Annotated in this window: 21 protein-coding genes; 7 read left to right on the top strand and 14 right to left on the bottom strand. The window is 65.8% G+C overall.

Annotated features, from left to right (window positions below; translation table 11 throughout):
• Nucleotides 1–139: 139 nt before the first annotated feature.
• From ACP69S_RS10860 to ACP69S_RS10830, 7 genes are read right to left on the bottom strand one after another with little or no spacing between them, the layout of a single operon-like run.
• Nucleotides 140–2,338: a 3-hydroxyacyl-CoA dehydrogenase NAD-binding domain-containing protein gene (locus tag ACP69S_RS10860; RefSeq protein WP_425997080.1), complete on the bottom strand. Its 2,199-nt coding sequence runs from the start codon at nucleotides 2,336–2,338 to the stop codon at nucleotides 140–142.
• 12 nt (nucleotides 2,339–2,350) lie between these two features.
• Nucleotides 2,351–3,556 carry an acetyl-CoA C-acetyltransferase gene (locus ACP69S_RS10855; RefSeq protein ID WP_425997078.1) on the bottom strand — a complete coding sequence of 402 codons (1,206 nt, stop codon included), beginning with the start codon at nucleotides 3,554–3,556 and terminating at the stop codon, nucleotides 2,351–2,353.
• A gap of 26 nt (nucleotides 3,557–3,582) precedes the next feature.
• A complete protein-coding gene (locus tag ACP69S_RS10850) occupies nucleotides 3,583–4,062 on the bottom strand; it encodes an OsmC family protein (protein ID WP_425997076.1) in 480 nt (159 codons plus the stop codon).
• Nucleotides 4,062–4,439: a hypothetical protein gene (locus tag ACP69S_RS10845; RefSeq protein ID WP_425997074.1), complete on the bottom strand. Its 378-nt coding sequence runs from the start codon at nucleotides 4,437–4,439 to the stop codon at nucleotides 4,062–4,064. The genes ACP69S_RS10850 and ACP69S_RS10845 overlap by 1 nt, the downstream gene beginning before the upstream one ends.
• On the bottom strand, nucleotides 4,436–5,599 hold the full coding sequence (locus tag ACP69S_RS10840; protein ID WP_425997072.1) for an acyl-CoA dehydrogenase family protein: 1,164 nt from the start codon (nucleotides 5,597–5,599) through the stop codon (nucleotides 4,436–4,438). The genes ACP69S_RS10845 and ACP69S_RS10840 overlap by 4 nt, the downstream gene beginning before the upstream one ends.
• Nucleotides 5,600–5,601: 2 nt before the next feature.
• The gene (locus tag ACP69S_RS10835; protein ID WP_425997070.1) at nucleotides 5,602–7,395 is read right to left on the bottom strand and encodes an acyl-CoA dehydrogenase C-terminal domain-containing protein; all 1,794 of its coding nucleotides are present in this window, start codon (nucleotides 7,393–7,395) and stop codon (nucleotides 5,602–5,604) included.
• 43 nt (nucleotides 7,396–7,438) lie between these two features.
• Nucleotides 7,439–7,918: a MerR family transcriptional regulator gene (locus ACP69S_RS10830; protein ID WP_425997133.1), complete on the bottom strand. Its 480-nt coding sequence runs from the start codon at nucleotides 7,916–7,918 to the stop codon at nucleotides 7,439–7,441.
• Nucleotides 7,919–8,108: 190 nt separating this feature from the next.
• On the opposite strand from ACP69S_RS10830, the gene ACP69S_RS10825 reads away from it, so the two are divergent.
• Nucleotides 8,109–8,750, top strand: a complete 642-nt coding sequence (locus ACP69S_RS10825) for a S24 family peptidase (protein WP_425997068.1) — start codon at nucleotides 8,109–8,111, stop codon at nucleotides 8,748–8,750.
• Between the two features lie 28 nt (nucleotides 8,751–8,778).
• Here ACP69S_RS10825 and ACP69S_RS10820 read toward each other — a convergent pair whose 3' ends face one another.
• The 4 genes from ACP69S_RS10820 to ACP69S_RS10805 form a co-directional block, all read right to left on the bottom strand.
• Nucleotides 8,779–8,988 carry a hypothetical protein gene (locus tag ACP69S_RS10820; RefSeq protein WP_425997066.1) on the bottom strand — a complete coding sequence of 70 codons (210 nt, stop codon included), beginning with the start codon at nucleotides 8,986–8,988 and terminating at the stop codon, nucleotides 8,779–8,781.
• A 257-nt stretch (nucleotides 8,989–9,245) separates the two neighbouring features.
• Nucleotides 9,246–10,901, bottom strand: coding sequence for a lysine--tRNA ligase (locus ACP69S_RS10815; protein WP_425997064.1), 1,656 nt, complete (start codon nucleotides 10,899–10,901; stop codon nucleotides 9,246–9,248).
• Between the two features lie 1,440 nt (nucleotides 10,902–12,341).
• Complete coding sequence (gene pgm / locus ACP69S_RS10810) at nucleotides 12,342–13,997, bottom strand: phosphoglucomutase (alpha-D-glucose-1,6-bisphosphate-dependent) (protein WP_425997062.1); 1,656 nt, start codon at nucleotides 13,995–13,997, stop codon at nucleotides 12,342–12,344.
• Nucleotides 13,998–14,060: 63 nt separating this feature from the next.
• Nucleotides 14,061–14,951 (bottom strand): isoaspartyl peptidase/L-asparaginase family protein, encoded by an 891-nt coding sequence (locus ACP69S_RS10805; RefSeq protein ID WP_425997060.1) that lies wholly within the window; start codon nucleotides 14,949–14,951, stop codon nucleotides 14,061–14,063.
• A 69-nt stretch (nucleotides 14,952–15,020) separates the two neighbouring features.
• Between ACP69S_RS10805 and ACP69S_RS10800 the strand changes: the two genes are divergently transcribed.
• The 4 genes from ACP69S_RS10800 (at nucleotide 15,021) to ACP69S_RS10785 (ending at nucleotide 18,896) form a co-directional block, all read left to right on the top strand.
• Nucleotides 15,021–16,019: an NADPH:quinone oxidoreductase family protein gene (locus ACP69S_RS10800; protein WP_425997058.1), complete on the top strand. Its 999-nt coding sequence runs from the start codon at nucleotides 15,021–15,023 to the stop codon at nucleotides 16,017–16,019.
• 225 nt (nucleotides 16,020–16,244) lie between these two features.
• Entirely contained in the window at nucleotides 16,245–17,018 is a 774-nt protein-coding gene (locus ACP69S_RS10795) for a WecB/TagA/CpsF family glycosyltransferase (RefSeq protein ID WP_425997056.1), read from the top strand.
• A 79-nt stretch (nucleotides 17,019–17,097) separates the two neighbouring features.
• Entirely contained in the window at nucleotides 17,098–17,988 is an 891-nt protein-coding gene (locus tag ACP69S_RS10790; protein ID WP_425997054.1) for an SDR family NAD(P)-dependent oxidoreductase, read from the top strand.
• A 5-nt stretch (nucleotides 17,989–17,993) separates the two neighbouring features.
• A complete protein-coding gene (locus ACP69S_RS10785; RefSeq protein WP_425997132.1) occupies nucleotides 17,994–18,896 on the top strand; it encodes a DMT family transporter in 903 nt (300 codons plus the stop codon).
• On the opposite strand, the gene ACP69S_RS10780 is transcribed toward ACP69S_RS10785, so the two are convergent.
• Nucleotides 18,881–19,855 carry an NAD-dependent epimerase/dehydratase family protein gene (locus tag ACP69S_RS10780; RefSeq protein ID WP_425997052.1) on the bottom strand — a complete coding sequence of 325 codons (975 nt, stop codon included), beginning with the start codon at nucleotides 19,853–19,855 and terminating at the stop codon, nucleotides 18,881–18,883. The two genes, ACP69S_RS10785 and ACP69S_RS10780, sit on opposite strands and share 16 nt — an antisense overlap.
• A gap of 3 nt (nucleotides 19,856–19,858) precedes the next feature.
• Nucleotides 19,859–21,166: a UDP-glucose dehydrogenase family protein gene (locus ACP69S_RS10775; protein WP_425997050.1), complete on the bottom strand. Its 1,308-nt coding sequence runs from the start codon at nucleotides 21,164–21,166 to the stop codon at nucleotides 19,859–19,861.
• 194 nt (nucleotides 21,167–21,360) lie between these two features.
• On the opposite strand from ACP69S_RS10775, the gene galE reads away from it, so the two are divergent.
• Together galE and ACP69S_RS10765 are read left to right on the top strand one after the other, a co-directional pair.
• A complete protein-coding gene (gene galE, locus ACP69S_RS10770; protein ID WP_425997048.1) occupies nucleotides 21,361–22,344 on the top strand; it encodes a UDP-glucose 4-epimerase GalE in 984 nt (327 codons plus the stop codon).
• 129 nt (nucleotides 22,345–22,473) lie between these two features.
• A complete protein-coding gene (locus ACP69S_RS10765) occupies nucleotides 22,474–24,906 on the top strand; it encodes an EAL domain-containing protein (protein WP_425997046.1) in 2,433 nt (810 codons plus the stop codon).
• A 5-nt stretch (nucleotides 24,907–24,911) separates the two neighbouring features.
• Here the strand turns inward: ACP69S_RS10765 and ACP69S_RS10760 are convergent, their stop codons facing one another.
• Nucleotides 24,912–26,441, bottom strand: a complete 1,530-nt coding sequence (locus ACP69S_RS10760; RefSeq protein ID WP_425997044.1) for a helicase HerA-like C-terminal domain-containing protein — start codon at nucleotides 26,439–26,441, stop codon at nucleotides 24,912–24,914.
• Between the last annotated feature and the right edge of the window lie 21 nt (nucleotides 26,442–26,462).

The raw sequence follows: 26,462 nt of genomic DNA, 5'->3' as shown, positions 1-26,462 counted from the left end.
TGTCTGTCTCGCCCGTCCAAACGAGCGTCACGGATAGGGAGGCGGTGCGGCGCAAGCATGGCCACAACGTCTCGCGGCTGAAATGAAAAGGGCCCGGCGTCGCCGCCGGGCCCTCTCATGTTTCAACGTCGATGGAAGCTTAAGCCGCCGCCTTCGTCTTGACGCCGAAGCGGCTGTAGAAGGTCTCGCCGTTGGCGGCCATTTCGCGAAGAAGCTTCGGCGGCGTAAAGCGCTTGCCGAACTTCTGGGCCAGGGCGTCGCAGCCCTCGACGAAGGCCGTCAGGCCAATGCCGTCGATCATGCTGACAGGACCGCCGGTCCAGGGCGCGAAGCCCCAGCCCAGGATCGCGCCGACATCGGCTTCGCGCGGATCGACGATGACGCCTTCCTCGAAGCAGCGGGCGGCTTCCACGGCCTGACGATACAGAAGCCGCGTGCGGATCTCCTGGATCAAGGCCGCGTCGACGTCCTTGGTGGTCACCGGCATCAGGTCGGCGAGGCCCGGCCAGATGCGCTTCTGACCACCTTCGGGATAGTCATAGAAGCCCTTGCCGTTCTTGCGGCCCAGGCGACCCAGTTCGACCACCATCTTTTCCAGGACGGGGGCGAAAGGACGTTCTTCGTACTTGTCGCCGAGGTCCTTCTTGGTCTGCTCGCCGATCTTGTAGGAGAGGTCCAGCGCAACGTCGTCGTTCATCTCCAGCGGACCACGCGGCATGCCGGTGGCGCGGCCGACATTGTCGATGATAGCGGGGGCGATGCCCTCGGCCATCATTTCCAGGCCTTCCTGCACGAAGGTGCCGAAGCAGCGCGACGTGTAGAAGCCACGGCTGTCATTGACGACGATCGGGGTCTTCTTGATCTTCAGGACGTAGTCGATCGACTTGGCCAAGGCCTCCTGCGACGTCTGCTCGCCCATGATGATCTCGACCAGGCCCATCTTGTCGACCGGCGAGAAGAAGTGGATGCCGATGAACGAGGCCGGGCGCACTGACGCCTTCGACAGGCCGGTGATCGGCAGGGTCGAGGTGTTGGAGCCGAAGATGGCGGTGTCGGCCAGCTGAGCTTCGGCCTTCTTGGTGACCTCGGCCTTCACTTCGCGGTTTTCGAACACGGCCTCGACGACCAGGTCCGAACCCTTGACCAGCTCATAGTCCGTGGTCGCCGTGATCAGGCTGAGGATCTTCTCACCCTTCTCTGCGGTCATTTTCCCGCGCGAGACGGCCTTCTTGACCAAGCCTTCGGCGTAGGACTTGCCCTTGTCGGCGGCTTCTTGAGTTTGGTCGATCAGCACGCTCTCGATGCCGGCCATGGCCTGCACATAGGCGATGCCCGCGCCCATCATGCCGGCGCCCAGGACGGCGACCTTCTTGACGTCGTAGTGCGGCACGCCGGCCGGACGACCCGAGCCCTTGCCCAGCTCCTGCAAGCTGAGGAACAGGGTGCGGATCATGCCCTTGGCCTGCGGCGTCATCATGGTCTTGAGGAAGTAGCGGGTCTCGATCCGCAGGGCGGCGTCGAACGGCACCTGGGTGCCCTCATAGACCGCCTTCATGATGTTCAGCTGGGCCGGATAGTTGCCATAGGTCTGCTTGCGCAGCATGGCGTTGCCCATCACGAACACCTGGCTGCCGGTCGGGCTGTGAGGGCCGCCGCCGGGCAGCTTGAAGTCCTTCTTGTCCCACGGGGCGACGGGATCGCCCTTGGTCTTGACCCAGGTCTTGGCGGCCTCGACCACCTGGTCGGCGGGCACGACTTCATGCACCACCTTCAGGCCCAGGGCCTCGGCCGGGCTCATCGACTTGCCTTCCAGCAGGTAGGGGGCGGCGGCCATCACGCCGATCAGGCGCGGCAGACGCTGGGTGCCGCCGGCGCCGGGCAGGAGGCCGACCTTGGCTTCCGGCAGGGCCAGCTGGATCTTGGGATTGTCGGCCACGACGCGATAGTGGCAGGCCAGGGTGATCTCCAGCCCGCCGCCCATGGCCAGGCCGTTGATGGCCGCGGCCACCGGCTTGCCGCAGGTCTCGATGGCGCGGAACGCCTTGTTGAGCGCAAAGCCCATCTCGAAAGCGGCCTTCAGGCCTTCTTCGCCGGTCTTGCCGCCGGTGATGCCGCCGGAGCCGCCCAGTTCGCCCAGGTCAGCGCCGGCGCAGAAGCCGGTCGCCTTGCCCGAGGTGATGACCGCGCCCTTGATAGCGGGATCGGACTTGAGGGTCTCGGCGATCTCGCCGACTTCCTTGATGACTGCGGCGGTCAGGGTGTTCATCGTCCGGCCGGGCACGTCGAAAGTGACCAGGGCCACGCCGTCGGAATCGACCTCGATCTTGAAGTTTTCCATGGTGTTAGCTCCTTAGACGCGTTCGATGACGGTGGCGGTGCCCATGCCGGCGCCGACGCACAGGGTGATCAGGGCGGTTTCCTTGTCGGAGCGCTCCAGCTCGTCGAGCATGGTGCCCAGGATCATCGCGCCGGTCGCGCCCAGGGGGTGGCCCATGGCGATGGCGCCGCCGTTGACGTTCATCTTGTCGTGCGGGATGTCCAGCGCCTGCATCATGCGCAGGACAACGGCGGCGAAGGCTTCGTTCAGCTCATAGAGATCGATGTCGGAGACCTCCATCTTCAGCTTCTTGAGCAGCTTCTCGGTGACCAGCGAGGGCCCCGTCAGCATGATCGAGGGCTCCGAACCGATCGAGGCTGCGCCCTTGATGCGGGCGCGGGCCTTGAGACCCAGGGCATCGCCCATTTCCTTGGTGCCGATCAGGACGCCGGCGGCGCCGTCGACGATGCCCGAGCTGTTGCCGGCGTGGTGGACGTGATTGACCTTTTCCACCTGCGGATAGCGCTGGGTGACCACGGCGTCGAAGGCCATGTCGCCCATGCCCTGGAACGAGGCGTTCAGCGACGCCAGGGTCTGCATGGTGGTGGAGCCGCGCACGGTCTCGTCATGGTCCAGGATGGTGATGCCCAGCTGATCCTTGACGCCGACCACTGACTTGCGGAAGCGGCCGTCAGCCCACGAGGCAGCGGCGCGGCGCTGGCTTTCGACGGCATAGGCGTCGACGTCGTCGCGGCTGAAGCCGTACAGCGAGGCGATCAGGTCGGCTGAGACGCCCTGTGGCGCGAAATAGGTCTTGAAGGCGCTGGAAGGGTCGGTCGGCCAGGCGCCGCCGTCGCTGGCCATGGGCACGCGGCTCATGCTCTCGACGCCGCCGCCGATCGCCAGTTGGGCCTCGCCGGAGGCAACCTTGGCGGCGGCCATGTTCACGGCTTCCAGGCCCGAGGCGCAGAAGCGGTTGATCTGGACGCCGGCGACGCTCTCGGCGTAATCGGCGGTCAGGACGGCGGTGCGGGCGATGTCGGCGCCTTGTTCGCCCACCGGCGAGACGCAGCCCAGGACGACGTCGTCGACATAGGAGGTGTCGAGGTTGTTGCGGTCGCGGAGGGCTTCCAGGACCTGGCTGGCCAGGGACAGGGCGGTGATCTCATGCAGAGATCCGTCCTTCTTGCCCTTGCCGCGCGGTGTGCGCACGGCGTCGAAGATGTAAGCGTCGGCCATTTGATGGCTCCTTCCTGCGTATCTTTTTAAACGGGGTGTGGGGCAAGCGCCGGTTCGACCCGCACATCCGTGCGAACCGAATTGGCGATGAAACAGGCGTGGTGGGCGGCCTCGTGCAGGCCGTCCAGGGTCGCGGCGTCGGGCTCGGCGCCGTCGAAGACGATGTCGGGTCGCAAGGTGACCGTGCTGATCCAGTAGGCGCCGTGGTCGTTCTTGTCCATCACGCCTTCGGCCGTGTCGGCATAGGCGGTGATCACGAACTTCGCCCGGCGGGCCAGGTCCAGAAAGGTCAGCATGTGGCAGGACGACAGGGCCGCGACGAACATTTCTTCCGGATCGACGCCGGCCGGGTCCGACCACGGCAGCGGCACAACCGACGGCGAGGACGAGCCCGTGGTCGTTACGCCGCCATCGAACGACAGCGTATGGGCGCGGCTGTAGCGACCTTTGGGAAAGTCCGCGTCCGGCTCTAGAGCCCAAGAGATGGTCGCGGTGTAGACCGACATTATTTCCAGGTCCCGATGGGCGACTTGGCGATCTGGGCGCACTTGAGCCCGCGTGCGCCGGCCTTGGCGCTGTAGGTGACGCGCTGGCCAAACTCGGGGGCGGGCAGGGCGCAGGCGGTGAAGCCCGAAGTGGTCACCTCAAGGTTCCAGGTCGCGATCTTCGAACGCAGCAGGTTGTTGCAGACGTCGCTGCCCGGCGTCAGCGGCAGCTTGAACTCGCCGGGCTGGGGGCGCTTGCCAACCAGCTTGCCGGAAAAGGTCAGGGGTCTGCGGCCGCCCTTCTCGGCGCGCACGCAGACAACAGCGGCGCGAGCGTCGGGAGCGGGCTTGGCGGCGGGAGCGGCCGCCTGGGCCATCATCAAGACGATATCGATCATAGCGTCCTCGCGATCAGGATCTTCATCACCTCGTTGGTGCCGCCATAGATCCGCTGAACGCGGCTGTCGCGGTACATCCGGGCGATCGGATACTCGTTCATGAAGCCGTAGCCGCCAAACAGCTGCAGGCAGCGGTCGACGATCTTGTTCTCCAGGTCGCTGACCCAGTACTTGGCCATCGAGGCGGTCGAGGCGTCCAGCTTGCCGGCCAGATGCTGCTCGATACAGTGGTTGGTGAAGACCCGGGCGACGGTCGCCTCTGTCTTGCACTCGGCCAGCACGAACTGGGTGTTCTGGAAGTCGATGATCGCCTTGCCGAACGCCTTGCGGTCCTTGACGTAGGCGATGGTCAACTCCAGCGCCCGCTCGATGGTGGCCATGCCCTGGACGGCGATGTTCAGCCGCTCCTGGGGCAGCTGGCCCATCAGCTGGAAGAAGCCCCGGCCCTCGTCGCCGCCCAGCAGGTTCCCGGCCGGCACCTTGACGTCGTTGAAGAACAGCTCGGAGGTGTCCTGGGCTTCGTGGCCCATCTTGTCGAGGTTGCGGCCGCGCTCGAAACCTTCGCAATTGTCGGTCTCGACGATCACCAGCGAGGTGCCGCGCGCGCCGGCGGTGACGTCGGTCTTGACGACCACGATGATCAGATTGGCGGTCTGGCCGTTGGTGATGAAGGTCTTGGACCCATTGATCACGTACTGGTCGCCGACCAGCTTGGCGGTGGTCTTGATGCCTTGCAGGTCGGACCCGGCGCCGGGCTCGGTCATGGCGATGGCGCCGACCAATTCGCCGGTGGCCATGCGCGGCAGCCAGCGCTGCTTCTGGTCCTCGGAGCCGTATTCGAGGATGTAGGGCATGACGATGGCGTTGTGCAGGCTGATGCCGAAGCCATCCACGCCCTTCAGGCCCAGCTGCTCCATCAGCACCACCTCGTGGCGATAGTCGCCGCCGGCCCCGCCATATTCTTCAGGGATCGACAGGCCCAGCAGGCCCGCTGCGCCAGACTTGGTCCACATGTCGCGGTCGACGACGTGGTTCTTGCGCCACGTCGCGACCACGGCCTCGGGGGCGTGCTCGTCGAAGAACTTGCCGATCGCATCTTCGAAGATGACGATGTCTTCCTCGGCCATGAAGGCCGGCTTGGCGACGTCGAGCACACCCATGATCAGAAAGCCTCCGCAGGCAAGGCCATCAGGGTTTCGGACCCGGTCTTCAGCTTGGTCAGGTGAGCGCCGGCATCGGGCAGGACGCGCTCGATGAAGTAGCGGGCGGTGATCAGCTTGGTCGAATAGAACGGGTCAGACGAGCCGGCCGCGATCTTGGCCTGGGCCGCCTTGACCTGCAGCGCCCACATATAGGCCAGGCCCGTCAGGCCAAAGAGATGCATGTAGTCGGTCGAGGCCGCGCCGGCGTTGTCAGGATTCTGCAGGCCGTTCTGCATCAGCCACATGGTGCCGTCCTGCATCTGCGCCTTCACTTCGGCCAGGGCGACGATGAAGGGTTTCAAGCCTTCGTCGCTGTCGTTTTCGCCGATGAACTGGTCGATTTCCTGGAAGAAAGTCATTACCGCGCGGCCACCCTTGGAGGCCAGCTTGCGGCCGACCAGGTCCAGGGCCTGCACGCCATTTGTGCCTTCATAGATCAGGGCGATACGGCAATCGCGCATGAACTGGCTGACCGGGAAGTGCTCGGTAAAGCCGCTGCCGCCATGCACCTGCACCGCGTCGGAACAGACCTTGAAGCCCTTGTCGGTGAGGTAGCCTTTCAGCACCGGCGTCATCAGGCTCATATAGTCGGAGGCCTTTTCACGGACCTTTTCGTCGGGATGGGCGTGGGCCAGGTCGCCGTGCAGGGCGGTCCAGAACAGGAAGGCGCGCCCCCCCTCGATCAGGGCGCGGCTCTCCAGCAGCATGCGACGCACGTCGGGGTGGACAATGATCGGATCTGCCGGGCCGTCGGCGTTCTTGGGCCCCGTGAGCGAGCGGCCCTGCAGGCGGTCCTTGGCGAAGGCGGCGGCGGCCTGATAGGCGGCCTCGCCCTGGGCCACGCCCTGCATGCCGACGCCCAGCCGGGCCTCGTTCATCATCACGAACATGATCTTCAGGCCGGCGTTCTCGCCGCCGATCAGCCAGCCCTTGGCGTCGTCATATTGCATGACGCAGGTGGCGTTGCCGTGAATGCCCATCTTCTCTTCAAGGCCGACGCACTTGGCGCCGACATTGCGCTCGCCCACCGAGCCGTCTTCCTTGGGCAGGAACTTGGGCACGATGAACAGGCTGATGCCCTTCACGCCGGCCGGGGCGCCTTCGATGCGGGCCAGGACGAGGTGGACGATGTTGTCGGCCATGTCGTGCTCGCCGGCCGAGATCCAGATTTTCTGGCCGGTGATGCGATAGCTGCCGTCAGCCTCCGGAACCGCCTTGGTGCGCAGCAGGCCAAGATCGGTGCCGCAGTGCGGCTCGGTCAGGTTCATGGTGCCGGTCCATTCGCCGGTCACCATCTTGGGCAGATAGAGTTCCTTCTGCGCGTCCGTGCCGCCCGTGTGGATGGCCGAATAGGCGCCGTGGGCCAGGCCCGGATACATCGAGAACGCCATGTTGGCCGAACTCGACATCTCGCTGAACGCCAGGTTCACGACGTGCGGCAGGCCCTGGCCGCCATAGGCCGGGTCGGAGCCCAGGCCGGTCCAGCCGCCTTCGCACAGCTGCTTGTAGGCTTCCTTGAAGCCCGGCGGCGTCGTGACCTCGTTGGTCGCCGGGTCCAGCACGCAGCCGACCTTATCGCCGACGGTGTTCAGCGGGGCCAGGACCTCGCCGGTGAACTGGGCGGCGGCTTCCAGGATCTGCTCGACCGTGTCGAACGAGGCGTCGGCGAAGGCCGGCAGCTGGCCGTGCTGATCGATGTTCAGCATGTCGCGCAGGATGAAGACGTGGTCGCGAACGGGCGCCTGGTAGGTCATGGAAGGTCCTGGAAGAGAGAGGGCAGAAAGAGAGAGGGGAAACTTACTTGCCGAGCACGGCGTCCGCGTGACCATCCAGCCGGGCGCGCAGCACCTGGTCGTAGTCGGCGGCGCGGGGCAGCAGGTCCGGGCGGATCTCGGTCAGGCGCTGTTCGAGGCGGGCGCAGGCCTGATGCAGCTCGATCAGGGCGCCGTCGATGTCCTCGCGCTGTTGCTCCAGCGCCGTGGCGCGCTCGCGGAACTTCTTCAGCGACCGGGCCATCTGGGCCGCGCCCTCGTCGTTCTCGTCATAGAGGTCCAGTAGTTCGCGGATTTCCGACAGCGACAGGCCCACGCGCTTGCCGCGCAGGATTAGCTGCAGGCGGACGCGGTCTTTGTGGGAATAGACGCGATTGAGGCCTTCGCGAGCCGGCGACAGCAGGCCCTTGTCCTCATAGAAGCGCAGCGCCCGGGGCGTGGCTTTGAATTCGTTGCAAAGATTGCGGATCGTGAAGGTGCGCTCGGGGCGACGAAGGTCAGCCAACATAGAAACCTCCCAAGAGGAAAGGCCCCGCTACACGGCGAGGCCGCTTTGTTATCGTTGATTACCTTATGCCCGGTTTCCGCAGACGTCAACGTTTACGTAAACGTCAACTCGAGGGCGTCGGGATAGGTTTACTTTCCTAAGCTCAAGGTTTATTTTCCTGTTGCCTGGAACCGCCGGACCTCACGCCATGACGGCCCTTTCGCATACCGAAATCTGGACCGCCATCGATGCGCTCGCAAAGCGTTTCGACATGAGCCCCTCGGCCATGGCCAAGATGGCGGGGCTGGACCCCACCAGTTTCAACCGCTCCAAGCGCATGTCGGCCGACGCCGACGCCCGCCCCCGCTGGCCCTCGACCGAGAGCCTGGCCAAGGTGCTGGAGGCCACCGGCGTGGGTTTCTCTGAATTCGCCGCCCTGACCGAGGCGACCAAGCGCCCGCCGGCCCGCGGCGTGCCGCTGCTGGGCTTCGCCCAGGCGGGGTCGGACGGCTTTTTCGACGATGCGGGCTTTCCCGCCGGCGAGGGCTGGGACGAGATCGCCTTTCCCGGCCTGCAGGAAGACGGCGTCTATGCGCTGGAGATCGCCGGCGACTCGATGGTCCCGGTGTTTCGCGACGGCGACCGCATTCTGGTCTCGCCGTCCATCGAGCCGCGCCGGGGCGACCGGGTGGTGGTCAAGACCAATGCGGGGGAAGTGATGGCCAAGGAACTGGCGCGGGTCACCGCCCGGACGATCGAGCTGACGTCACTGAACCGGGACTATGGCGACCGCGTGCTGGAGCGCGGCGACGTCGCCTGGATCGCCCGCATCCTCTGGGCCAGCCAGTAATCGGGGGCCAGCCAGAAGCCAGACGCCGTCAGGTGCGCGGGCAGCTGCCGTGCTGGCCGGCAATATAGGCCAGCAGGTCGCCTTCCCAGGGGGCGTCGCAGGACACGTCGACCCGGTAGGAGTTCCAGGTGTCGTTGTGCGCGGCTTCCACGTGGGCGGCCGGGAATTTGCTGGTCAGATCTCCGAGCAGAGAATCGAATTCCGAACGGTCTGACGGGCGAAGGGTGAACGAAGCCATTGGACTAACCTTGGGGTTCTGATCCCGGAACCTTACGCCCGCAATTGCGGACATTCCCTTAACCAGCAATTCAGCCTTTGTTCATCTTACCGGACATGGTGTCGCAGTCGCGAGGACTCACCCAGCGCGGGTAAGCTGGGCTTTAGATGCGCGTGGTGAGGGCTTTGAGTCTCAAACCCCCCGCTCTCCCCGCATGCTCCCTGGGCTGTATCTGGGCCCCGGCTTTCGCCGGGGAGAGCGGGATAATAAAGGGGCTTCTACCCCAGCTTCTCGTCGATCAGGGCAATCGTCCGATCAAGCCCGAAGATCGCCGCGAACGAGCCGAAGCGCGGACCCTGGCTCTGACCCAGCAGTACTTCGTACAGGGCCTGGAACCAGGCGCGCAGCGGCTCGAAGTCGTGGTCCTTGCCGACCGCGAACACCTCGTTCTGGATCAGCTCGGCGTCTTGGCAACCGGCTGGCAGAGCAGCCAGACGAGCGCGAAGATCAACGATCGCCGCGCGCTCCTTGTCGTCCGGCGCGCGGAAGGTCTTCGAGGGCTTCACGAAGTCCTCGTAGTAATTGATCGCGTAGCCGGCCAGACGGTCCAGCAACGGCTGGGTCTGCGGCGTCGCGCCGCCCACATAACGGCCCAGGAAGCCCCACAGGATGTCCTTGGTCGAGGCGTCGGCGGCCGAAACCAGATTCAGCATCAGGCTGAACGACACCGGCGAGCCCTGCTGCGGCGGCGTGCCTGAGTGAACATGCCAGGCCGGGTTGTCGACCTGCTTGTTCGGCTCCTGCTTGGCATAGGCGTCCAACTGCTGGAGATATTCGTCGGTCGCCTTGGGGATGACGTCGAAATAGAGCTTCTTGGCCGACTTCGGCGACTGGAACATGTAGTAGGCCAGGCTCTCGGGCGCGCCATAGCGCAGCCACTCGTCCATGGTCAGGCCGTTGCCCTTGGTCTTGGAGATCTTCAGGTTGTTCTCGTCCATGAAGAGCTCGTAGTGGAACCCTTCCGGGGCTACGCCGCCCAGCACCTTGCAGACCTGGTTGGACAGGCGAACGCTGTCGATCAGGTCCTTGCCGCTCATCTCGTAGTCGACGCCCAGGGCGGTCCAGCGCATGGCCCAGTCGGGACGCCACTGCATCTTGACGCCGCCGCCGGTCACCGGAACCTCGGTCAGCTCGCCGTCCTCGTCGCGGAACACGATCGTGCCCTTGGCGACATTGCGCTCCAGGGTCGGGACCTGCAGCACCTTGCCGGTCTTGGGGCTGATGGGGAGGAACGGCGAATAGGTCGCCCGGCGTTCCTCGCCCAGCGAAGGCAGCATGATCTTCTGGATGGCGTCGAAACGCTCCAGGGCGATCAGCAGGGTCTCGTCAAAGCGGCCGCCGCGATAGCAGTCGGTCGACGACACGAACTCATAGTCGAAGCCGAAACCGTCCAGGAAGGCGCGCAGGCGGGCGTTGTTGTGATGGCCGAAGCTCTCATATTCGCCGTAAGGGTCGCGGACCACGGTCAGCGGCTTGTCGAGATCGGGGATCATGACCTCGCCACCCGGCACGTTCGGCGGGATCTTGCGCAGGCCGTCCATGTCGTCGCTGAACGAGATCAGGCGCGTCGGAATCTTGTCGTCGGTCAGGGCGCGGAACGCCGCGCGGACCATGGTCGTGCGCGCCACTTCGCCGAAGGTGCCCATGTGCGGCAGGCCCGACGGGCCATAGCCGGTCTCCAGCACCACCGGTTTGCTTAAGGCCTCCAACGTGGCGACCGCTTCGTCGGTCTTGCCGGCGTGGATCAGGGTCGAGGCGAGATCGCGCTCGGCGTCGGACAGGCGCAGACGCAGCGTGCGGGCCAGCAGGGCGCGAGCCTGCTCGAACGGCCAGGCGCGAGCGTCGCGGGCGAGGGGGGAGAGGCCTTCAAACATGCGGGCGGTATAGGGGGAAGTGGGGGCGGAGGCTAGGTTTTGGGTGAGGGAGCGGGGCCCGATACCACTTTCAGCGGCCGCTCCTTCATAAGGATCAGGAATATCGCTAGTGCCGGAAGCGCTACTAGTCCGCCGAGCAGAGCGCCAGCTCGCCCTGCGAATGCGACACCCGCTATCAAGGCTAGCGCTGTTGCGACTGATCCTGAGAGGCGAGGGTGATCAATAACGAATTGAGGGAAGACGAGGCATGCCAGAAGCGCGATGCCGACCAGGGGCGCTGACGCGATAACCAGAATATGAGCGAACCACGCTCCTCCGGCGCCAAACAATAGCAAGAACGCGATTGGGGTCGCCCAGCTCAGTAGAACCCTAGCTGCCAAGTTCAATCGCACCTGCATGTGTGAAATCTCCCATCCGCCGCAGCGGATGCTGGCGCGCCCTGAAACCCTTGGTGGAATTGGAGCTCTGAGGTCAGGCCGTGTCAATGACGGCGCGCCGCGCCGCCGCGCGCGGCCGGCCTCCGGCCGGTCATTGACACGGCCTGACCTCAGAGCAAGCTCGCCTCCAAGGATTTAAGGCGAGGCCTGGGCGGCTGGGGCTTACGTAGATCCTCCCCCTAGCGGGGGAGGTGTCGCCGCAGGCGACGGAGGGGGAAGCGCTGCTTGGTCATTGCGGTCTTCCCCCACCGGCCTGACGGCCGCCTCCCCCTTCAGGGGGAGGATCTTCGCGCTCCATCCTCGGCGGATAACGAATCGAAGTCAGTAAAATCAATGTCTTGAAGATTTCTCGCCCTTCTGTATCCCCCGCTCCGAAACCTGGTGGATACTTCTCCTTGTCCCCGTCGCAGGGGGAGGGCGCTTGGTACCGGCCTGATGCGGCGACGGGTGATGAAGCTGAGCGGGGCCGCGACGCCCTGGAAGGCGGGTCGAGGTGTGCGGGCTGTCTCAGAAGGACGGACCGGATGCTGAGTGGCTTGTCGGCCGAGCGAGCGCGGGTTGAAGAGGGCGGGGATCAGAAGCCGCCTATCGCACATCGTCGGCGTCGAGACGGATAGCCGATCGACGAGATGCGCGCCCGTCCGGGGGTTAATTGGGAATCAGAGCTGAAACTCACGCTCGTGTGCCCCGATCCTCACGGTCAAGAACAGCTTGGCGAAGCGGACAGGTCGAACCGAAACGCACAACACACATCACGGTCATCCGGGTTCGTCCCGGCCGCTTCGCGCCTCCCCACCCACTTGCAGCCAGTTCGGCGCGAGGCCGAAAAGCCGTGTCCGCCAAAGATCCTCTCCCCGTGGGAGAGGTGTCGGCCCCCGGATCCGGCCACTGGCCGGTCCAAGGATAAACTCCGCCGACGGAGAGGGGCTGCCATGAACAGAAGAGACTTCCCCCTCCGGCGCTTCGCGCCACCTCCCCCGTCAGGGGGAGGATCGGTGGTCGATCAGCCCTTCAACACGCCCGCCACAACTTCGCGAGCCTCGTCCTGCACCTGCCTGAGATGCTCATCACCCAGGAATGACTCCGCATAGATCTTGTAGACGTCCTCGGTCCCCGACGGCCGCGCGGCGAACCAGGCGTTCTGCGTGACCACCTTCAGCCCGCCGATCGCCTCGCCATTGCCGGGGGCCCTGGTCAGGGTGGCGGTGATCTCTTCGCCGGCGAGGGTGGTGGCGCTGACGTCGGACGGGCTCAGCGCCCCCAATCGCGCCTTCTCGGCCCGGTTGGCCGGCGCGTCGATGCGGGCATAGGACGGGCGACCGTATGTCTGCGCCAGATCGTCATAGAGCTGGCTGGCGCTGCGCCCCGTGCGGCCCTGGATCTCGGCGGCCAGCAGGGCCAGCAGCAGGCCGTCCTTGTCGGTGGTCCAGACGGTCCCGTCGCGGCGCAGGAACGAGGCCCCGGCCGATTCCTCGCCGCCGAACCCGATGCTGCCATCCAGCAGGCCCGGCACGAAGTGCTTGAAGCCGACAGGCACCTCCAGCAGCGTTCGGCCAAGGCCGGCCACGACGCGGTCGATCATCGAGGACGAGACCAGGGTCTTGCCCACGGCCACCTTGGGACTCCAGCCCTCGCGGTGGCTGAACAGATAGGAGATCGAGGCGGCCAGGAAGTGGTTGGGGTTCATCAGCCCGCCGTCGGGCGTGACGATGCCATGGCGGTCAGCGTCGGCGTCGTTGCCGGTGGCCACGTCATAGCCCGCTCCGCCGGCCCCCTCCTTTTTGGCCATCGCCTGGATCAGATTGGCCATGGCGGAGGGCGACGAGCAGTCCATGCGGATCTTGCCGTCAGTATCCAGCGGCATGAAGGCCCAGCGCGGATCGATGGCGGGGTTGACGACGGTCAGGTTCAGCCGGTGCCGGTCGGCGATCTCGCCCCAATAGCCAACGCTGGCCCCGCCCAGCGGATCGGCGCCGATCTTCACGCCGGCCGAGCGGATGACGTCGAGATCCAGCGCGCTTGGCAGGTCGTCGACATAGCGGCCCAGGAAGTCGAAGCGCCCTGCCTCCGTGATCGCTTGCTCGAAAGGCGTGCGGCGCACCTCGGCGAGGCCGCCCTCAATCAGCTGGTTGGCCCGATTGGCGATGGCCGAGGTGGCCGAGCCGTCGGCCGGTCCGCCCGAGGGCGGATTATATTTGATGCCGCCGTCGCGGGGCGGGTTGTGAGACGGGGTGATCAGTATGCCGTCGGCCAGCCCCGTGGTCTTGCCCCGGTTGAATTGCAGGATGGCGTGCGATACCGCCGGCGTCGGGGTGAAGCCGTCGCGGTCGTCGATCAGCGTTTCGACGCCGTTGGCGACCAGCACCTCGATCACCGTGCGCCAGGCAGGTTCGGACAGGCCATGGGTGTCGCGACCAACGAAGATCGGACCTGTGACCCCCTGGGCGGCGCGGTACTCCACGATGGCCTGGGTGATGGCCAAGATGTGGGCCTCGTTGAAGGCGCCGTCGAGGCTGGAGCCCCGATGTCCGGACGTGCCGAACGCCACCCGCTGGGCGGGGTTGGAGAGATCGGGCTTCAGATCGAAATAGGCGCCGGTCAGGGCGGCCAGATCGATCAGGTCTTCGGGTCGGGCCAGCTGGCCAGCGCGTGCATGCATGGGAGGGACCCTATCGGTCGAAGTCTTGTTGTTCAATTTGAGCGAGGGCGCCCGCCAGAGGCTTCAGAACGCGGCGCTGAAGATCGTTCCATCGGGCATCAGGGTCGCTCGCTTCACGCCATCGGACGCGAACGGCATGGCGACATTGCCGTCTCTGTCGATGGCGATCAGTCCGCCGTCGCCGCCCAGGGCCGCGACCCCGGCGATGGCGGCGGCCGCCGCGGCTTCCAGGCTCTCACCGCCAAAGCGCATGCGGTGGGCGACCTGCACCGCCACGGCCGTGCGGATGAAAAACTCGCCCTGACCCGTGCAGGACACAGCGACATTGTCGTCGGCCCAGGCGCCAGCCCCGATCAGCGGGCTGTCGCCGATGCGTCCGGGCATCTTTCCGAACACCCCGGCCGTCGAGGTGGCCGCCGCGAGGCGTCCCTCGGCGTCGCGGACCACGCAGCCAACCGTGCCGGTAGGATGGACACTCTTGGGAAGAGAGGGCGGGTGATTGCTCTCGAAAGCCCCGGCATGGGTGAACCAGCTCTCCGGATCGGCGATCTCTTTCAGTCCCTGCGAACGAGCGAAAGCCATGGCCCCCTCGCCGGCCAACATCACGTGTGGCGTCTTTTCCATCACCGCGCGCGCCGCCAGGATCGGGCTCTCGAAGCCTTGCAGGGTGGCGATGGAGCCGGCCCGGCCGTTCGCACCGTCCATCAGACAGGCGTCCAGTTCATAGGCCCCGGCCGCATTGGGCGAGGCGCCCTTCCCGGCGATGTAGAGGCCGCTGGCTTCCAGGGCGACAACGGTTTCGACGGCGACGTCGAGCGCGGCGGCGCCGGCGGCCAGCCGGTCGCGCGCCGCCTCGACCAAACCGCGCATGTGGACGATCTCCTGGCTGTAGTCATGGCCCGGGGCCGAGCCCGCGCCGCCGTGCAGGGCGAGACTAAAACGTTTGTTTGACATTCCGCTTCCTTGGTCGCGCGCCCTGCGTTAGCGTCCGGCCTCTTAACGAATAAAGACGGGAGAAGACAGATGAAGGCGGTTCTCAGCACGGTGGTCGGCGGCCCCGAAACCCTGGAATTGTCGGAACTGCCCGATCCCGTGGCCGGTCCCGGCCAGGTGCTGATCGATATCAAGGCCTGCGGCGTCAACTATCCCGACGTACTGATCATCGAAGACAAGTACCAGTTCAAACCGACCCGCCCCTTCGCCCCCGGCGGCGAGGTCTCCGGCCTGATCGCCGCCGTCGGCGAGGGCGTGACAAAGTTCAAGGTCGGCGACCGCGTGCTGGCCTCGACCGGCTGGGGCGGCATGGCCGAAAAGCTGGCCCTGGAAGAGGGGCGCTGCACGGCGATCCCCGACGACATGCCCTTCGACGAGGCGGCGGCCTTCATCCTCACCTATGGCACCTCCTACTACGCCCTCAAGGATCGCGGCGCGCTGAAGGCTGGCGAGACCCTGCTGGTGCTCGGCGCAGCCGGGGGCGTCGGCCTGGCGGCCGTCGAGCTGGGCAAGGCGGCGGGCGCGCGCGTCATCGCGGCGGCCTCCAGCCAGGAGAAGGTCGATCTGGCCATCGCTCATGGCGCCGACAGCGGGGTGGTCTATCCGCGCGGCCCGTTCGACAAGGACGGCCAGAAGGCGCTGGCCAACCTGATCAAGGAGGCCTGCGGCGCCGGAGGCTGGGACGTGGCCTATGACGCAGTGGGCGGTGACTATTCAGAAGCTACCATCCGCGCCGCGGGCTGGAACGGCCGCTTCCTGGTGATCGGCTTCCCTTCGGGCATTCCCAAGATCCCGCTAAACCTGACCCTGCTGAAGTCCTGCGACATCGTCGGGGTGTTCTGGGGCGCGTCGGTGGCGCGCGATCCCGAGGGCCACGCCCAGAACGTCAAGGAGCTGATGGCGCTCTATGCCGAGGGCAAGATCAAGCCGCACGTCTCCGAGCGCTTTCCCTTGGCCAAGGCCGGCGACGCCATCGCTCACTTGGCCAGCCGCAAGGCCATGGGCAAGGTCGTCGTGACCAACGACTGAGGCCTTTCCATCCCTGACGGCGCCGCGATCCGCTGTCAGGGTTAACCCCTGCTAAGGACGAAATTTATCAGGATGCTTACGGGTTCTTCGTAAGACTGGGAGCGGTTCTCAAGAAAGCCGCCAATGTCAGAAGCCGCTCCAACCGTTTGGTCCCCGCAGGGGGGCGCACGACCATTCCGCCTTACCCGACGAGCCAACGAGCGGGTCAGGCTGCTGGGTGAAGCCATGGATCTGGTGCGCCACGAAGAGGTCTTCCATTTCGTCGGCGCACGGCTGAAACACGGCGTGTCCTCCATCGTCGCCAATCACAATCTTCACAGCGTGTACCTGGCTCGCAAGAACGCCAAGGTTCGGGGCTTCTTCTCGGCTGCCGACCTGGTCGAAGTGGATTCGACCCCGCTACTGGCCTGGGCCAGGGTGATCGGCCGCTCCAGCCGGCAGTTCCATCGCTGCACCTATCTGGACTGGCGAGACTTCTTCTGGGCCAAAGCCAAGCAGGAGAACTGGCGCGTCTTTTTCGTCGGTGGAGCCCCCGGCGTGGCCGCGACGGCTCGCGAGAAGATTTTGGCCGACTGGCCCGGCGTCGAGCTGGCCATCCATCACGGCTTTTTCGACGCCAGTCCCGGCTCGGCGGAAAATGCGGCGGTGGTCGAAAAGATCAACGCCTTCAAGCCGCACATCCTGCTGGTCGGCATGGGCATGCCGCGACAAGAGATCTGGGTCCTGGAGAACCACGAGGCGATTACCGCGCCTTGCGCCCATTTCACGGTCGGCGGCGCCTTCGACTATGAGGCTGGCGTCCAGAAGGCGGCCCCGCGCTGGATGGGCCAGATGGGCGTCGAGTGGCTGTTTCGGCTGCTGGCCGATCCGCGCCGGCTGTTCTCGCGCTACTGCGTCGAGCCGTGGTTCCTGGTCGGCCCTGCGATGAGCGATCTGCGCCAGGCCTTCCTGACCAGGCCGGCAGGCGCCATCGATGGCGCGACTGCCATTCCAGGCTAGCCAAGGCTTCCGTCCTCCGCGAATATGATCGCTGATCACCGATCCCGCAGAGATCGGGGCGGCGCAGGGAGGATTGAGCATGGCTGGACGTCTGGACGGCAAGGTCGCCGTGATCACCGGAGCTTGTTCGGGCATCGGCCTGGGCGCGGTCGAACTGTTCGTCGCCGAGGGGGCCAGCGTCATCGCGGCCGACCTGCAGGAAGACAAGGGCGCGATGCTGGAAAAGCGCTTCCCCGACAAGGTCCGCTTCGCCCGCTGCGACGTCACCGTCGAGGCCGACATCGCCAAAGCCGTGAACATGGCCAAGGACGCCTTTGGCGGGCTCGACATCCTGTTCAACAACGCCGGCCACGGCGGCACGCCGCTCGGCGTCGCCGACATGGACGCCGGGGGCTGGGACTGGACCTTCGCCCTGCTGGTGCGCGGCCCGGCCCTGGGCATGAAATATGCCGTTCCGCTGATGCTTGAGCGCGGCGGCGGCTCCATCATCAATACCGCCTCCATCGCCGGACTGCAGGCGGGCTTTGGACCCCTGGCCTATTCGACCGCCAAGTCCGCCGTGATCCACATGGGCCGCTGCGCGGCCGCCGAGCTGTCACCGCAGAGAATCCGCGTCAACGCCATCTGTCCGGGCCTGATCGCCACGTCGATCTTCGGGGCCTCGATAGGCCTGCCGCGCGAGGTCGCCGACCAGATGGCGGCTCGGGTCGCCGAGGTCGGCCCGAAGATCCAACCCATTCCCAAGGCCGGCCTGCCTGACGACATCGCCCGCGCCGCTCTTTACCTGGCCAGCGATGATTCCGTGTTCGTCACCGGAACGCATATCGTCGTCGATGGCGGCATCACCATCGGCGGCCGCCATGCGTGGGACCAGACGGTCGGCTCGCCGATCCTGTCGGCCATGGGCATCACGCCCGAGCAGGCCGAGCAAATGCGCGCGGCCATGGCCTCTGGTAGTGGAGCGGGGTGAACGCCATCACCCTGACCCCCAACCTGCGCGGCGCGCTGTGGATGCTGGCCTCGGCAGTCGGCTTCACGGCGATGACGACGCTGATCAAATATCTCGGCCCTGGCTATCCGGCCGCCCTTCAGACCTTTTACCGACAGCTGGCGGGCGTGCTGATCTTGCTGCCGTTCATGGCGCGGGACTGGCGCGGAACGTTTCGCACCACTCGGCCAGGCATATTGATCTTTCGATCCAGCGCCGGCGTGCTGGCTCTGATCCTCAGCTTCTACGCCTATCAAGAACTGCCGCTGGCCGACGCCAACGCCCTTTCCTTCACGCGGACCCTGTGGCTGGTGCCGTTTGCCGGCTTGGTTCTGCGCGAACCCATCGGACCTTTGCGGATCGGGGCGGCGGTGGTCGGCTTCATCGGCGTGTTGGTCATGTTACAGCCAGCCGCTGATGGCTCCGGCGGTTGGCTGGGCTGGCCACAGGCGGCGGCGCTGGCCGCGGCCCTGCTGTTCGCCCTGACCATCACCGGCATGAAGGTGATGACCCGCGACCACTCGCCCTTCACCCTGCTGGTCTATGCGGCGGTGCTGGGCCTGGTGTTCTCGATCCCACCGGCCCTGTTCGTCTGGCGCTGGCCCAGCTGGCCAGACCTTGGCTTGCTGGCCGCCATGGGTGTGATCGGGACCTTGACGCAAGGCTTCTACATCAAGGGCATGCAACTGGGCGAAGCGGCGGTGATGGCGCCGATCGACTATACGCGGCTGGTATTCGCGGTCCTGGCCGGGTTCCTGCTGTTCCATGAGGTCCCAAAGACAGTGACCCTGATCGGCGCGGCGATCGTGGTGGGCTCCACCCTGTTCATCTCTTGGCGCGAGCACCAAGTATCAAAGCGCGCCGCTGCGGTGGCTCAACCGACGGAATAGCTCCGCCACCATGCGACGAAGCGCTGAAGCCCTTCAGCGAGCTTCACCTGCGGCTTGTAGCCGGTGAGGGCGTGGAGCTTGTCGATGTTGGCGTATGTGGCGGTGACGTCGCCCGGCTGCATGGGCCGCATGATCTTGATGGCCGGGGCGCCGAGCGCTGCTTCCAGCGTGGAGATCATCTCCATCAGTCCGACCGGATCGTTGTCGCCGATGTTATAGACCTCGTGCCCGCCCTGGGCCGGCGGGTTGTCCAGCACCCCGACGATCCCATCGACGATGTCGTCGATGTAGGTGAAGTCGCGGGCCATCTTGCCCTCGCCGTAAACCTCGATGGGCTCGCCCGAGAGGATCTTCTGGGTGAAGCCGTAATAGGCCATGTCTGGCCGGCCCCAGGGACCATAGACCGTGAAGAACCGCAGACCCGATAGCGGGAAGCCGTAAAGTTTGGCGTAGCTCTGGCTGATCAGTTCGCAGGACCGCTTGGTGGCGGCATAGAGCGACACGGGCGTCTCGGCGGGATCGCTTTCCTTGAACCCTTCGCCGTTGAGCGGCCTGTCGCCATAGACACTGCTGGACGAGGCATAGACCAGATGCTCGACGCCGCTGTGGCGGCAGGCCTCCAGCACCGCCAGATGACCGGCCAGGTTGGAGCGTTCATAGGCGAACGGATTGTCGATCGAATAGCGAACGCCGGCCTGGGCGGCCAGATGCACGACCCGCTTGGCGCCGCTGGACTTGACCAGTTCCAGCAAGGCTTCGTGCTCGGCGATGTCCATGCGGACCATCGTGAAGCCGTCACGGCCTTCCAGCCGCGCGGCCCGGGCCGCCTTCAGCGCAGGGTCGTAATAGGTGTTGAAATTATCGACGCCGATCACGGTCTCGCCGCGATCCAGCAGCCGTTCGGCCACGTGCATACCGATGAAGCCGGCGGCTCCGGTGACGATGATCGGCGTCGGCATGGCTCAGCCGCGCCCGATGGAGGCGTAGGTGAAGCCGTGACGGATCATCTCGCTGGGCTTGTATACATTGCGCAGGTCGACGACGACTGGCGCGGCCATCAAGAGCTTTAGGCGATCGAGGTCGAGCGCCCTGAACTGGTCCCACTCGGTCAGGATCACCAGGGCGTCGGCACCTTCAGCGGCTTCATAGGCGCCGGCCTTGAAGTCCACGCCCGGCAGCATGTGGGCCGCTTCCTTGGCGCCTTCCGGGTCATAGGCCTGAACCGTGGCGCCCATGGCCTGCAGGGCCGGCAGGATGTCGAGGCTGGGTGCGTCGCGCATGTCGTCGGTGTTGGGCTTGAAGGTCACGCCCAGCACGCCGATCGTCTTGCCGGTCAGATCGGTGGAGCCGATGGCGTCGGCCACCTTGGTGGCCATGGCCTTCTTGCGGGCGTCGTTGACCGCCACCGTGGCCTCGATCAGCTTGACCGGCGCGCCGTACTGCTGGGCCGTGCGGACAAGGGCGATGGTGTCTTTCGGGAAGCACGATCCGCCATAGCCGGGTCCGGCGTTCAGGAACTTGCCGCCGATGCGTTTGTCCAAGCCGATACCCTTGGCCACCTGCTGCACATCGGCCCCGACTTTTTCGCAGAGGTCGGCCATCTCGTTGATGAAGGTGATCTTCATCGCGAGGAACGCGTTGGCCGCGTACTTGATCAGTTCGCTGGTGCGACGGCCGGTGAAGACGATCGGCGTCTCGTTCAGGCTCAGCGGCCGATAGAGCTCGCGCATCACCGCCTGGGCGCGCTCGTCCTCGGTCCCGACCACGACGCGGTCGGGACGCTTGAAGTCCTCGATGGCCGCCCCTTCGCGCAGGAACTCGGGGTTGGAGACCACCGCGAACTGGGCGTCAGGCCGCACGCGCTTTATGATTGCCTCGACTTCGTCGCCGGTGCCGACCGGCACGGTCGACTTGGTGACGATCACCGTGAAGCCGTCGATCAGGCCGGCGATCTCTTCGGCGGCGGCGTAAACGTAGGACAGGTCCGCATGGCCGTCGCCGCGACGGGTGGGCGTTCCCACGGCGATGAACACCGCGTCGGCGTTCTTGATCGCCTCAGCGCCTTCTAGCGTGAAGAACAGCCGGCCCTCGCGGACGTTGCGGGCGACAAGGTCGTCCAGACCGGGCTCGAAGATCGGGATCTCGCCCTTTTCAAGCCGCTCGATCTTGCTCGGATCCTTGTCGATGCACGTCACTACGTGACCGAAGTCGGCGAAACACGCCCCAGACACCAGGCCCACATAACCCGTGCCAATCATCGCTACGCGCATCGAAACATCCTGATCCGATCGACCATCACCCGGCGGGCGACGCTTCTGCCTAATCCAGCAATCGCGGCGCTGAGGCAAGCCGCGGCAATGGCGCTCAATGCGATGACATCATCATGACGAAGGCTGATGACCACACCAGTCTTCCAACCTTGGCGCAAAGCCGGTAGCCAGAGGTTGTAGCGCGAGGGAATTTCATGCGGACCGTTCTGGTGGCCGGCGGCGCTGGCTATGTAGGCTCTCACACCTGTCTGGCCCTGGCGGCGGCAGGCTTCACGCCCGTTGTGTTCGACGACCTCTCCAACGGCCACCGCGAGCACGTCCAGTGGGGCCCACTGGAGCTGGGCGATATCCGCAACGCCGCCAGGCTCGATGCGGTATTCGCTATCCACAGGCCGGTCGCCGTGCTGCATTTCGCGGCCCGCATCGAGGTGGGCGAGTCGGTCAAGGATCCCGGCGCCTTCTTTGACAACAACGTGGCCGGAACCATAAGCCTTATTGAAGCCGCGCGCCGGGCCGGCGTCGAGGCCATGGTGTTTTCCTCGACCTGCGCCACGTTCGGTGATCCGGTGAAGCTGCCGATGGACGAGACTCATCCGCAGGCCCCGCTCAACCCCTATGGCCGCACCAAGCTGATGGTCGAGCAGGCCCTGGCCGACTATGGCCGCTATGTCGGATTCCGCTCCACGGTGCTGCGTTACTTCAACGCCGCCGGCGCCGATCCTGAAGGCCGCATTGGCGAGTGGCACGAACCCGAGACCCACGCCATTCCGCTGGCCATCCAGGTGGCCCTGGGCCAGCGCTCGCACTTCACGATTTTCGGCGACGACTATGACACCCGCGACGGCACCGCCGTGCGCGACTATGTCCACGTGCTGGATCTGGCCGACGCCCATGTCGCGGCGCTGCGCCGGCTGCTCGATGGCGCGCAGAGTACGAGCTACAATCTCGGTACCGGGCACGGTACGACGGTCAAGGAACTGATCGCCGGGGTCGAGCGCGCGACCGGAAAACCCCTGCCCTTACAGATGGCGCCGCGCCGCCCGGGCGACGCTCCGATCCTGGTTGGCGACAATGCCAAGGCCCGCGCCGAGCTAAGCTGGACCCCGTCGCGCGATCTCGACGTCATCCTGGGAAGCGCCTGGCGCTGGCACCAGACCCAAGCTGCGGCGGGTCGGTGAAGACCTGTCAGGATAATCCAACCCTTGATCCCGGGCGATCTTGGCCGATTGTCACACGACCTCGCGTTGAAACGGTTTATTTGTAACTCCCCCGTATCGTTTGAAGGATGTGACCCGGGGGAACCGCGTGTGTTGAAGGTTTTGACCTGTCTGACGACCGAGCATGACTATCGGTTGGTGGGCGTGGCGGCGGTGGTTTGTTTCGCCGCCTGCTTCACTGCATTCAGGCTCTACTCGCGGATGCGTGGCGCCAAGGGCCTCGTGAGAGCGGCCTGGCTGCTGCTCACTGGTCTGGTCTGCGGATCGGGCGTCTGGGCCACCCACTTCATCGCCATGGTCGCCTACGACCCGGGCCTGAAGACCGGCTACAGCCCGAGCGGCACCCTGCTGTCCCTGATGATCGCGGTCCTGTTCATGGGCTCGGGCTTTGCCGTGGCCTCGGCTCAACGCACGCGCACCAATGACATGGCCGGTGGCCTGATCCTTGGGATGGGCGTCGCGTCCATGCACTACACCGGCATGACCGCCTTCGTGACCCAAGGCCAGCTGATCTGGGAACACGCTACGGTCGGCGCCTCCGTGCTGCTCGGCGTGGCCGGCTCCACGGCGGCGCTCATTTTCGCGGGCCGCGCCCGCAGCCTGAACAAGCAGCTTGTCGGGGGCGGCATCCTGACCGTTGGCGTCTGCGCCTTGCACTTCACCGGCATGGGCGCCATCACCATCGTACCCGACGCCTCGATCGTGGTGCCCGAGCAACTGCTTTCAGGTGGCGTCCTGACTCTGGCTGTCACCTGCATCACCGGCCTGATGATCCTGGGCGGACTCGGCGCTGTGGCGATCGAGTCCCAGACCACGCGTTCGGCGCTCGAGCGCATCCGCCGCATGGCCAATGCCGCCTATGAAGGCATCGTGGTCGTTCAGGACGGCCGCATCAACGACGCCAACGCCGCCTTCTGCGAACTGGTCGGCGCGCCGCTCCATGAACTTACGGGCAAGCCGCTGTTCGGCGCCATCCTCACCTTCAATAGCGCAGAGGCCTCCCGCGAGGGCGTGCGGCGCGAGGGCGTTCTGCAGCCCATCGAAGGCGGTCGTGAAATTCCGGTCGAGGTGTTTTCGCGCCTGATGGACGATGGCGCCCGCACCGAGACCTCGGGTCTCACCGTGCTGGCCGTTCGCGACCTTCGCGAGCGGCGTTCGGCCGAGGAGAAGATCCGCTATCTGGCCGAGCATGACGGCCTGACCGGTCTGCCCAATCGCAACTCGCTGCAGACCCGCCTGGCCGCCGCCATCGAGCGGGTCGAGGCCTCGGGCGAGACCCTGTCGGTGATTTGCATCGACCTGGACCACTTCAAGGAAGCCAACGATCAGCACGGCCACCTGGCGGGCGACGCCCTACTGGTCGAGACCGCGCGCCGTCTGCAGGATTCGGTCTTGGCTCCGTCCTTCGCCGCGCGCCTCGGCGGCGACGAGTTTATCGTCGTACAGGTGGGCGCAGGCGACCAGCCAACGGCCGCAGCCGAACTGTCGGGCCGCCTGCTTGACTCGCTGACGGCTCCGGTGATGTTCGAAGGCCAGGACGTGGCCATGGGCGCCAGCCTGGGCGTCAGCCTGTTTCCGGACGACGGCCGCACTGCGGAGTCGCTGATGGCCAATGCCGACATGGCGCTATATCGCGCCAAGGAAGGCGGCCGCGGAATCTATCGCTTCTTCAAGCGCGAGATGGACGAGTCGATCCGCGAACGTCGCGCCCTGGCCCGCGACCTCAAGCAGGGCATCGCCGACGGCGAGTTGGTGGTCCACTACCAGCCCCTGGCCCGCGCCTCGGACGGCGAGGTCTGCGGCTTCGAGGCCCTGGTCCGCTGGCAGCATCCGACCCGCGGCATGATCCCGCCCCTCGACTTCATCCCGGTAGCCGAAGAGAACGGCCTGATCGCCCCGCTCGGCGAGTGGGTCCTGCGCCGCGCCTGCGCCGACGCCGCCTCTTGGGAAAAGCCGCTGCGCATCGCGGTCAACCTGTCGCCGCTGCAGCTCAACAACCCGGCCCTGCCGACCCTGGTGCATGAGGTCCTGATCTCGACCGGCCTGTCGCCGCACCGGCTGGAGTTGGAGATCACCGAGAGCGCACTGTTCAAGGACTATCAGCGCGCGCTCGACAATCTGCGCCGCCTGAAGGCCCTTGGCGTGCGCATCGCCATGGACGATTTCGGCACCGGCTTCTCGTCGCTCTCCACCCTGCAGTCTTTCCCGTTCGACAAGATCAAGATCGACAAGAGCTTCGTGGAGAACATCCATCGCCACGACCGCGCTACGGTGATCGTGCGCGCGGTGCTGGGCCTGGGCCGCAGCCTGGAGATTCCGGTTGTCGCCGAAGGCGTCGAGACCCAGGAACAGATCAACTTCCTGCGGGGCGAGGACTGCGCCGAACTGCAGGGCTACGCCATCGGTCGGCCAGGTCCGCTCGACACCCTAGACGCCTGGACCATGGCCGCGCCGACGCCGGCAGCTCCAGCGGCTCCGGCGGATGCGCCACCCGTCAAGCGGATCAAGCGCTCGGCCGCCTGACGAGCCTAGCGACCGCGCTTCAGGCCCCCGAACAGGCCGCGCATAATCTCGCGTCCGGCCTGACTGGCTACCGTGCGCAACAGCGACTTGGCGAAGGTTTCGGCCATGCCCTGACGGCTCGATGCGCGGGGGCGCGGCGCGGCGCGGGTCTCCCGGGCGTCTTCCCGAACACGAACCTTTTCCTCGGCGGCGCGGACCTTCTCGGCTTCCACCGCATCCTGCGCGGCTTCGGTTTCCCGCAGGGCTTCCTGGGCCCGGCCTTGAAGGACCTCATAGGCCGAGGCGCGATCCTGGGCCGTGTCGTAGAGGCCAGCCACGGGGCTTTTGGCGATCAGGGCCGTGCGCTCCTCCGGCGTCAACGGGCCGAGGCGCGAGGCCGGCGGCCGGATCAGGGTCTTCTGCACGACACAGGGCGCGCCCTTGGCGTCCAGGGTCGAGACCAGGGCCTCGCCGACGCCCAGGCCCTGGATGGTCTCAGCCGTATCGAACGACGGATTGACCCGGAACGACTGGGCGGCGGCCCTCAGGCCTTTCTGATCGGCGGGGGTGTAAGCGCGCAAGGCGTGCTGGATGCGGGCGCCCAGCTGGCCCAGCACGGCGTCTGGAATGTCGGCCGGGTTCTGGGTGACGAAATAGATCCCCACGCCCTTGGACCGGATCAGGCGAACGACCTGCTCGATCTTCTCCAGCAAGGCCTTCGGCGCGTCATTGAACAGCAGGTGGGCTTCATCGAAGAAGAACACCAGGCGCGGCTTTTCCGGATCGCCCACCTCGGGCAGTTCCTCGAACAGCTCCGCCAGAAGCCACAGCAGGAAGGTCGAATAGAGCTTGGGCGACTGGATCAGCTTGTCGGCTGCCAGCAGGTTCACATAGCCGCGGCCGGCGACGTCGGTGCGCATGATGTCGGCCAGCTTCAGGGCCGGCTCGCCGAAGAAGTTGTCGGCGCCCTGGCTCTGCAGGGTCAGCAACTTGCGCTGGATCGAGCCAACGGTGGCGGGCGAGACATTGCCGTACAGCGTGCCGATCTCGGAAGCGTGGTCTGCGACATATTTCAGGCAGGCCTGCAGGTCCCTGAGGTCCAGGAGCAGCAGGCCGTCCTTGTCGGCGACGTGGAAGACGATGGTCAGCACGCCTTCCTGCACATCGTTGAGGTCAAGAAGTCGCGCCAGCAGCAAAGGGCCCATCTCCGAGATGGTCGTGCGGATCGGATGGCCCTTCTGGCCAAACAGATCCCAGAACACCGTCGGCGGCGCTGCAGGCGTCAGGGGCAGGTCCATCGAGGCGGCGCGGGCCAGCATCTTCTCGTTGGGCGTCCCGGCGATGGCGATGCCGGAAAGATCGCCCTTCACGTCGGCGGCGAACACGGGCACGCCAGCGTCGGAAAACGCCTGGGCCATGATCTGCAAGGTGACGGTTTTGCCGGTGCCGGTCGCGCCGGCGACGACGCCATGTCGGTTGGAGCGATCCAGCCTTTGGGTCACGGGACCTTCGCCAAGTCCGATCAGGATCTCGCCTTCACCAATTGTCAGCGTCATGTGCAACATCCCTCGAACTGA

It is taken from the genome of Caulobacter sp. DWR1-3-2b1, from assembly GCF_049895765.1.
In the GTDB taxonomy this organism is placed as follows: Bacteria; Pseudomonadota; Alphaproteobacteria; order Caulobacterales; family Caulobacteraceae; genus Caulobacter.
Note: the sequence above shows the minus strand (reverse complement) of the source record. Positions and strands in the feature narration are given on the sequence as shown.

Coding starts and splice junctions, on each gene's coding strand:
- ACP69S_RS10815 (WP_425997064.1), bottom strand. CDS start 10,901: ATGTTTGAAGGCCTCTCCCCCCTCGCCCGCGACGCTCGCGCCTGGCCG.
- ACP69S_RS10790 (WP_425997054.1), top strand. CDS start 17,098: ATGGCTGGACGTCTGGACGGCAAGGTCGCCGTGATCACCGGAGCTTGT.
- ACP69S_RS10795 (WP_425997056.1), top strand. CDS start 16,245: ATGGATCTGGTGCGCCACGAAGAGGTCTTCCATTTCGTCGGCGCACGG.
- ACP69S_RS10855 (WP_425997078.1), bottom strand. CDS start 3,556: ATGGCCGACGCTTACATCTTCGACGCCGTGCGCACACCGCGCGGCAAG.
- galE (WP_425997048.1), top strand. CDS start 21,361: ATGCGGACCGTTCTGGTGGCCGGCGGCGCTGGCTATGTAGGCTCTCAC.
- ACP69S_RS10825 (WP_425997068.1), top strand. CDS start 8,109: ATGACGGCCCTTTCGCATACCGAAATCTGGACCGCCATCGATGCGCTC.
- ACP69S_RS10760 (WP_425997044.1), bottom strand. CDS start 26,441: ATGACGCTGACAATTGGTGAAGGCGAGATCCTGATCGGACTTGGCGAA.
- ACP69S_RS10835 (WP_425997070.1), bottom strand. CDS start 7,395: ATGACCTACCAGGCGCCCGTTCGCGACCACGTCTTCATCCTGCGCGAC.
- ACP69S_RS10840 (WP_425997072.1), bottom strand. CDS start 5,599: ATGGGTGTGCTCGACGTCGCCAAGCCGGCCTTCATGGCCGAGGAAGAC.
- ACP69S_RS10850 (WP_425997076.1), bottom strand. CDS start 4,062: ATGTCGGTCTACACCGCGACCATCTCTTGGGCTCTAGAGCCGGACGCG.
- ACP69S_RS10775 (WP_425997050.1), bottom strand. CDS start 21,166: ATGCGCGTAGCGATGATTGGCACGGGTTATGTGGGCCTGGTGTCTGGG.
- ACP69S_RS10845 (WP_425997074.1), bottom strand. CDS start 4,439: ATGATCGATATCGTCTTGATGATGGCCCAGGCGGCCGCTCCCGCCGCC.
- ACP69S_RS10800 (WP_425997058.1), top strand. CDS start 15,021: ATGAAGGCGGTTCTCAGCACGGTGGTCGGCGGCCCCGAAACCCTGGAA.
- ACP69S_RS10805 (WP_425997060.1), bottom strand. CDS start 14,951: ATGTCAAACAAACGTTTTAGTCTCGCCCTGCACGGCGGCGCGGGCTCG.
- pgm (WP_425997062.1), bottom strand. CDS start 13,997: ATGCATGCACGCGCTGGCCAGCTGGCCCGACCCGAAGACCTGATCGAT.
- ACP69S_RS10820 (WP_425997066.1), bottom strand. CDS start 8,988: ATGGCTTCGTTCACCCTTCGCCCGTCAGACCGTTCGGAATTCGATTCT.
- ACP69S_RS10860 (WP_425997080.1), bottom strand. CDS start 2,338: ATGGAAAACTTCAAGATCGAGGTCGATTCCGACGGCGTGGCCCTGGTC.
- ACP69S_RS10780 (WP_425997052.1), bottom strand. CDS start 19,855: ATGCCGACGCCGATCATCGTCACCGGAGCCGCCGGCTTCATCGGTATG.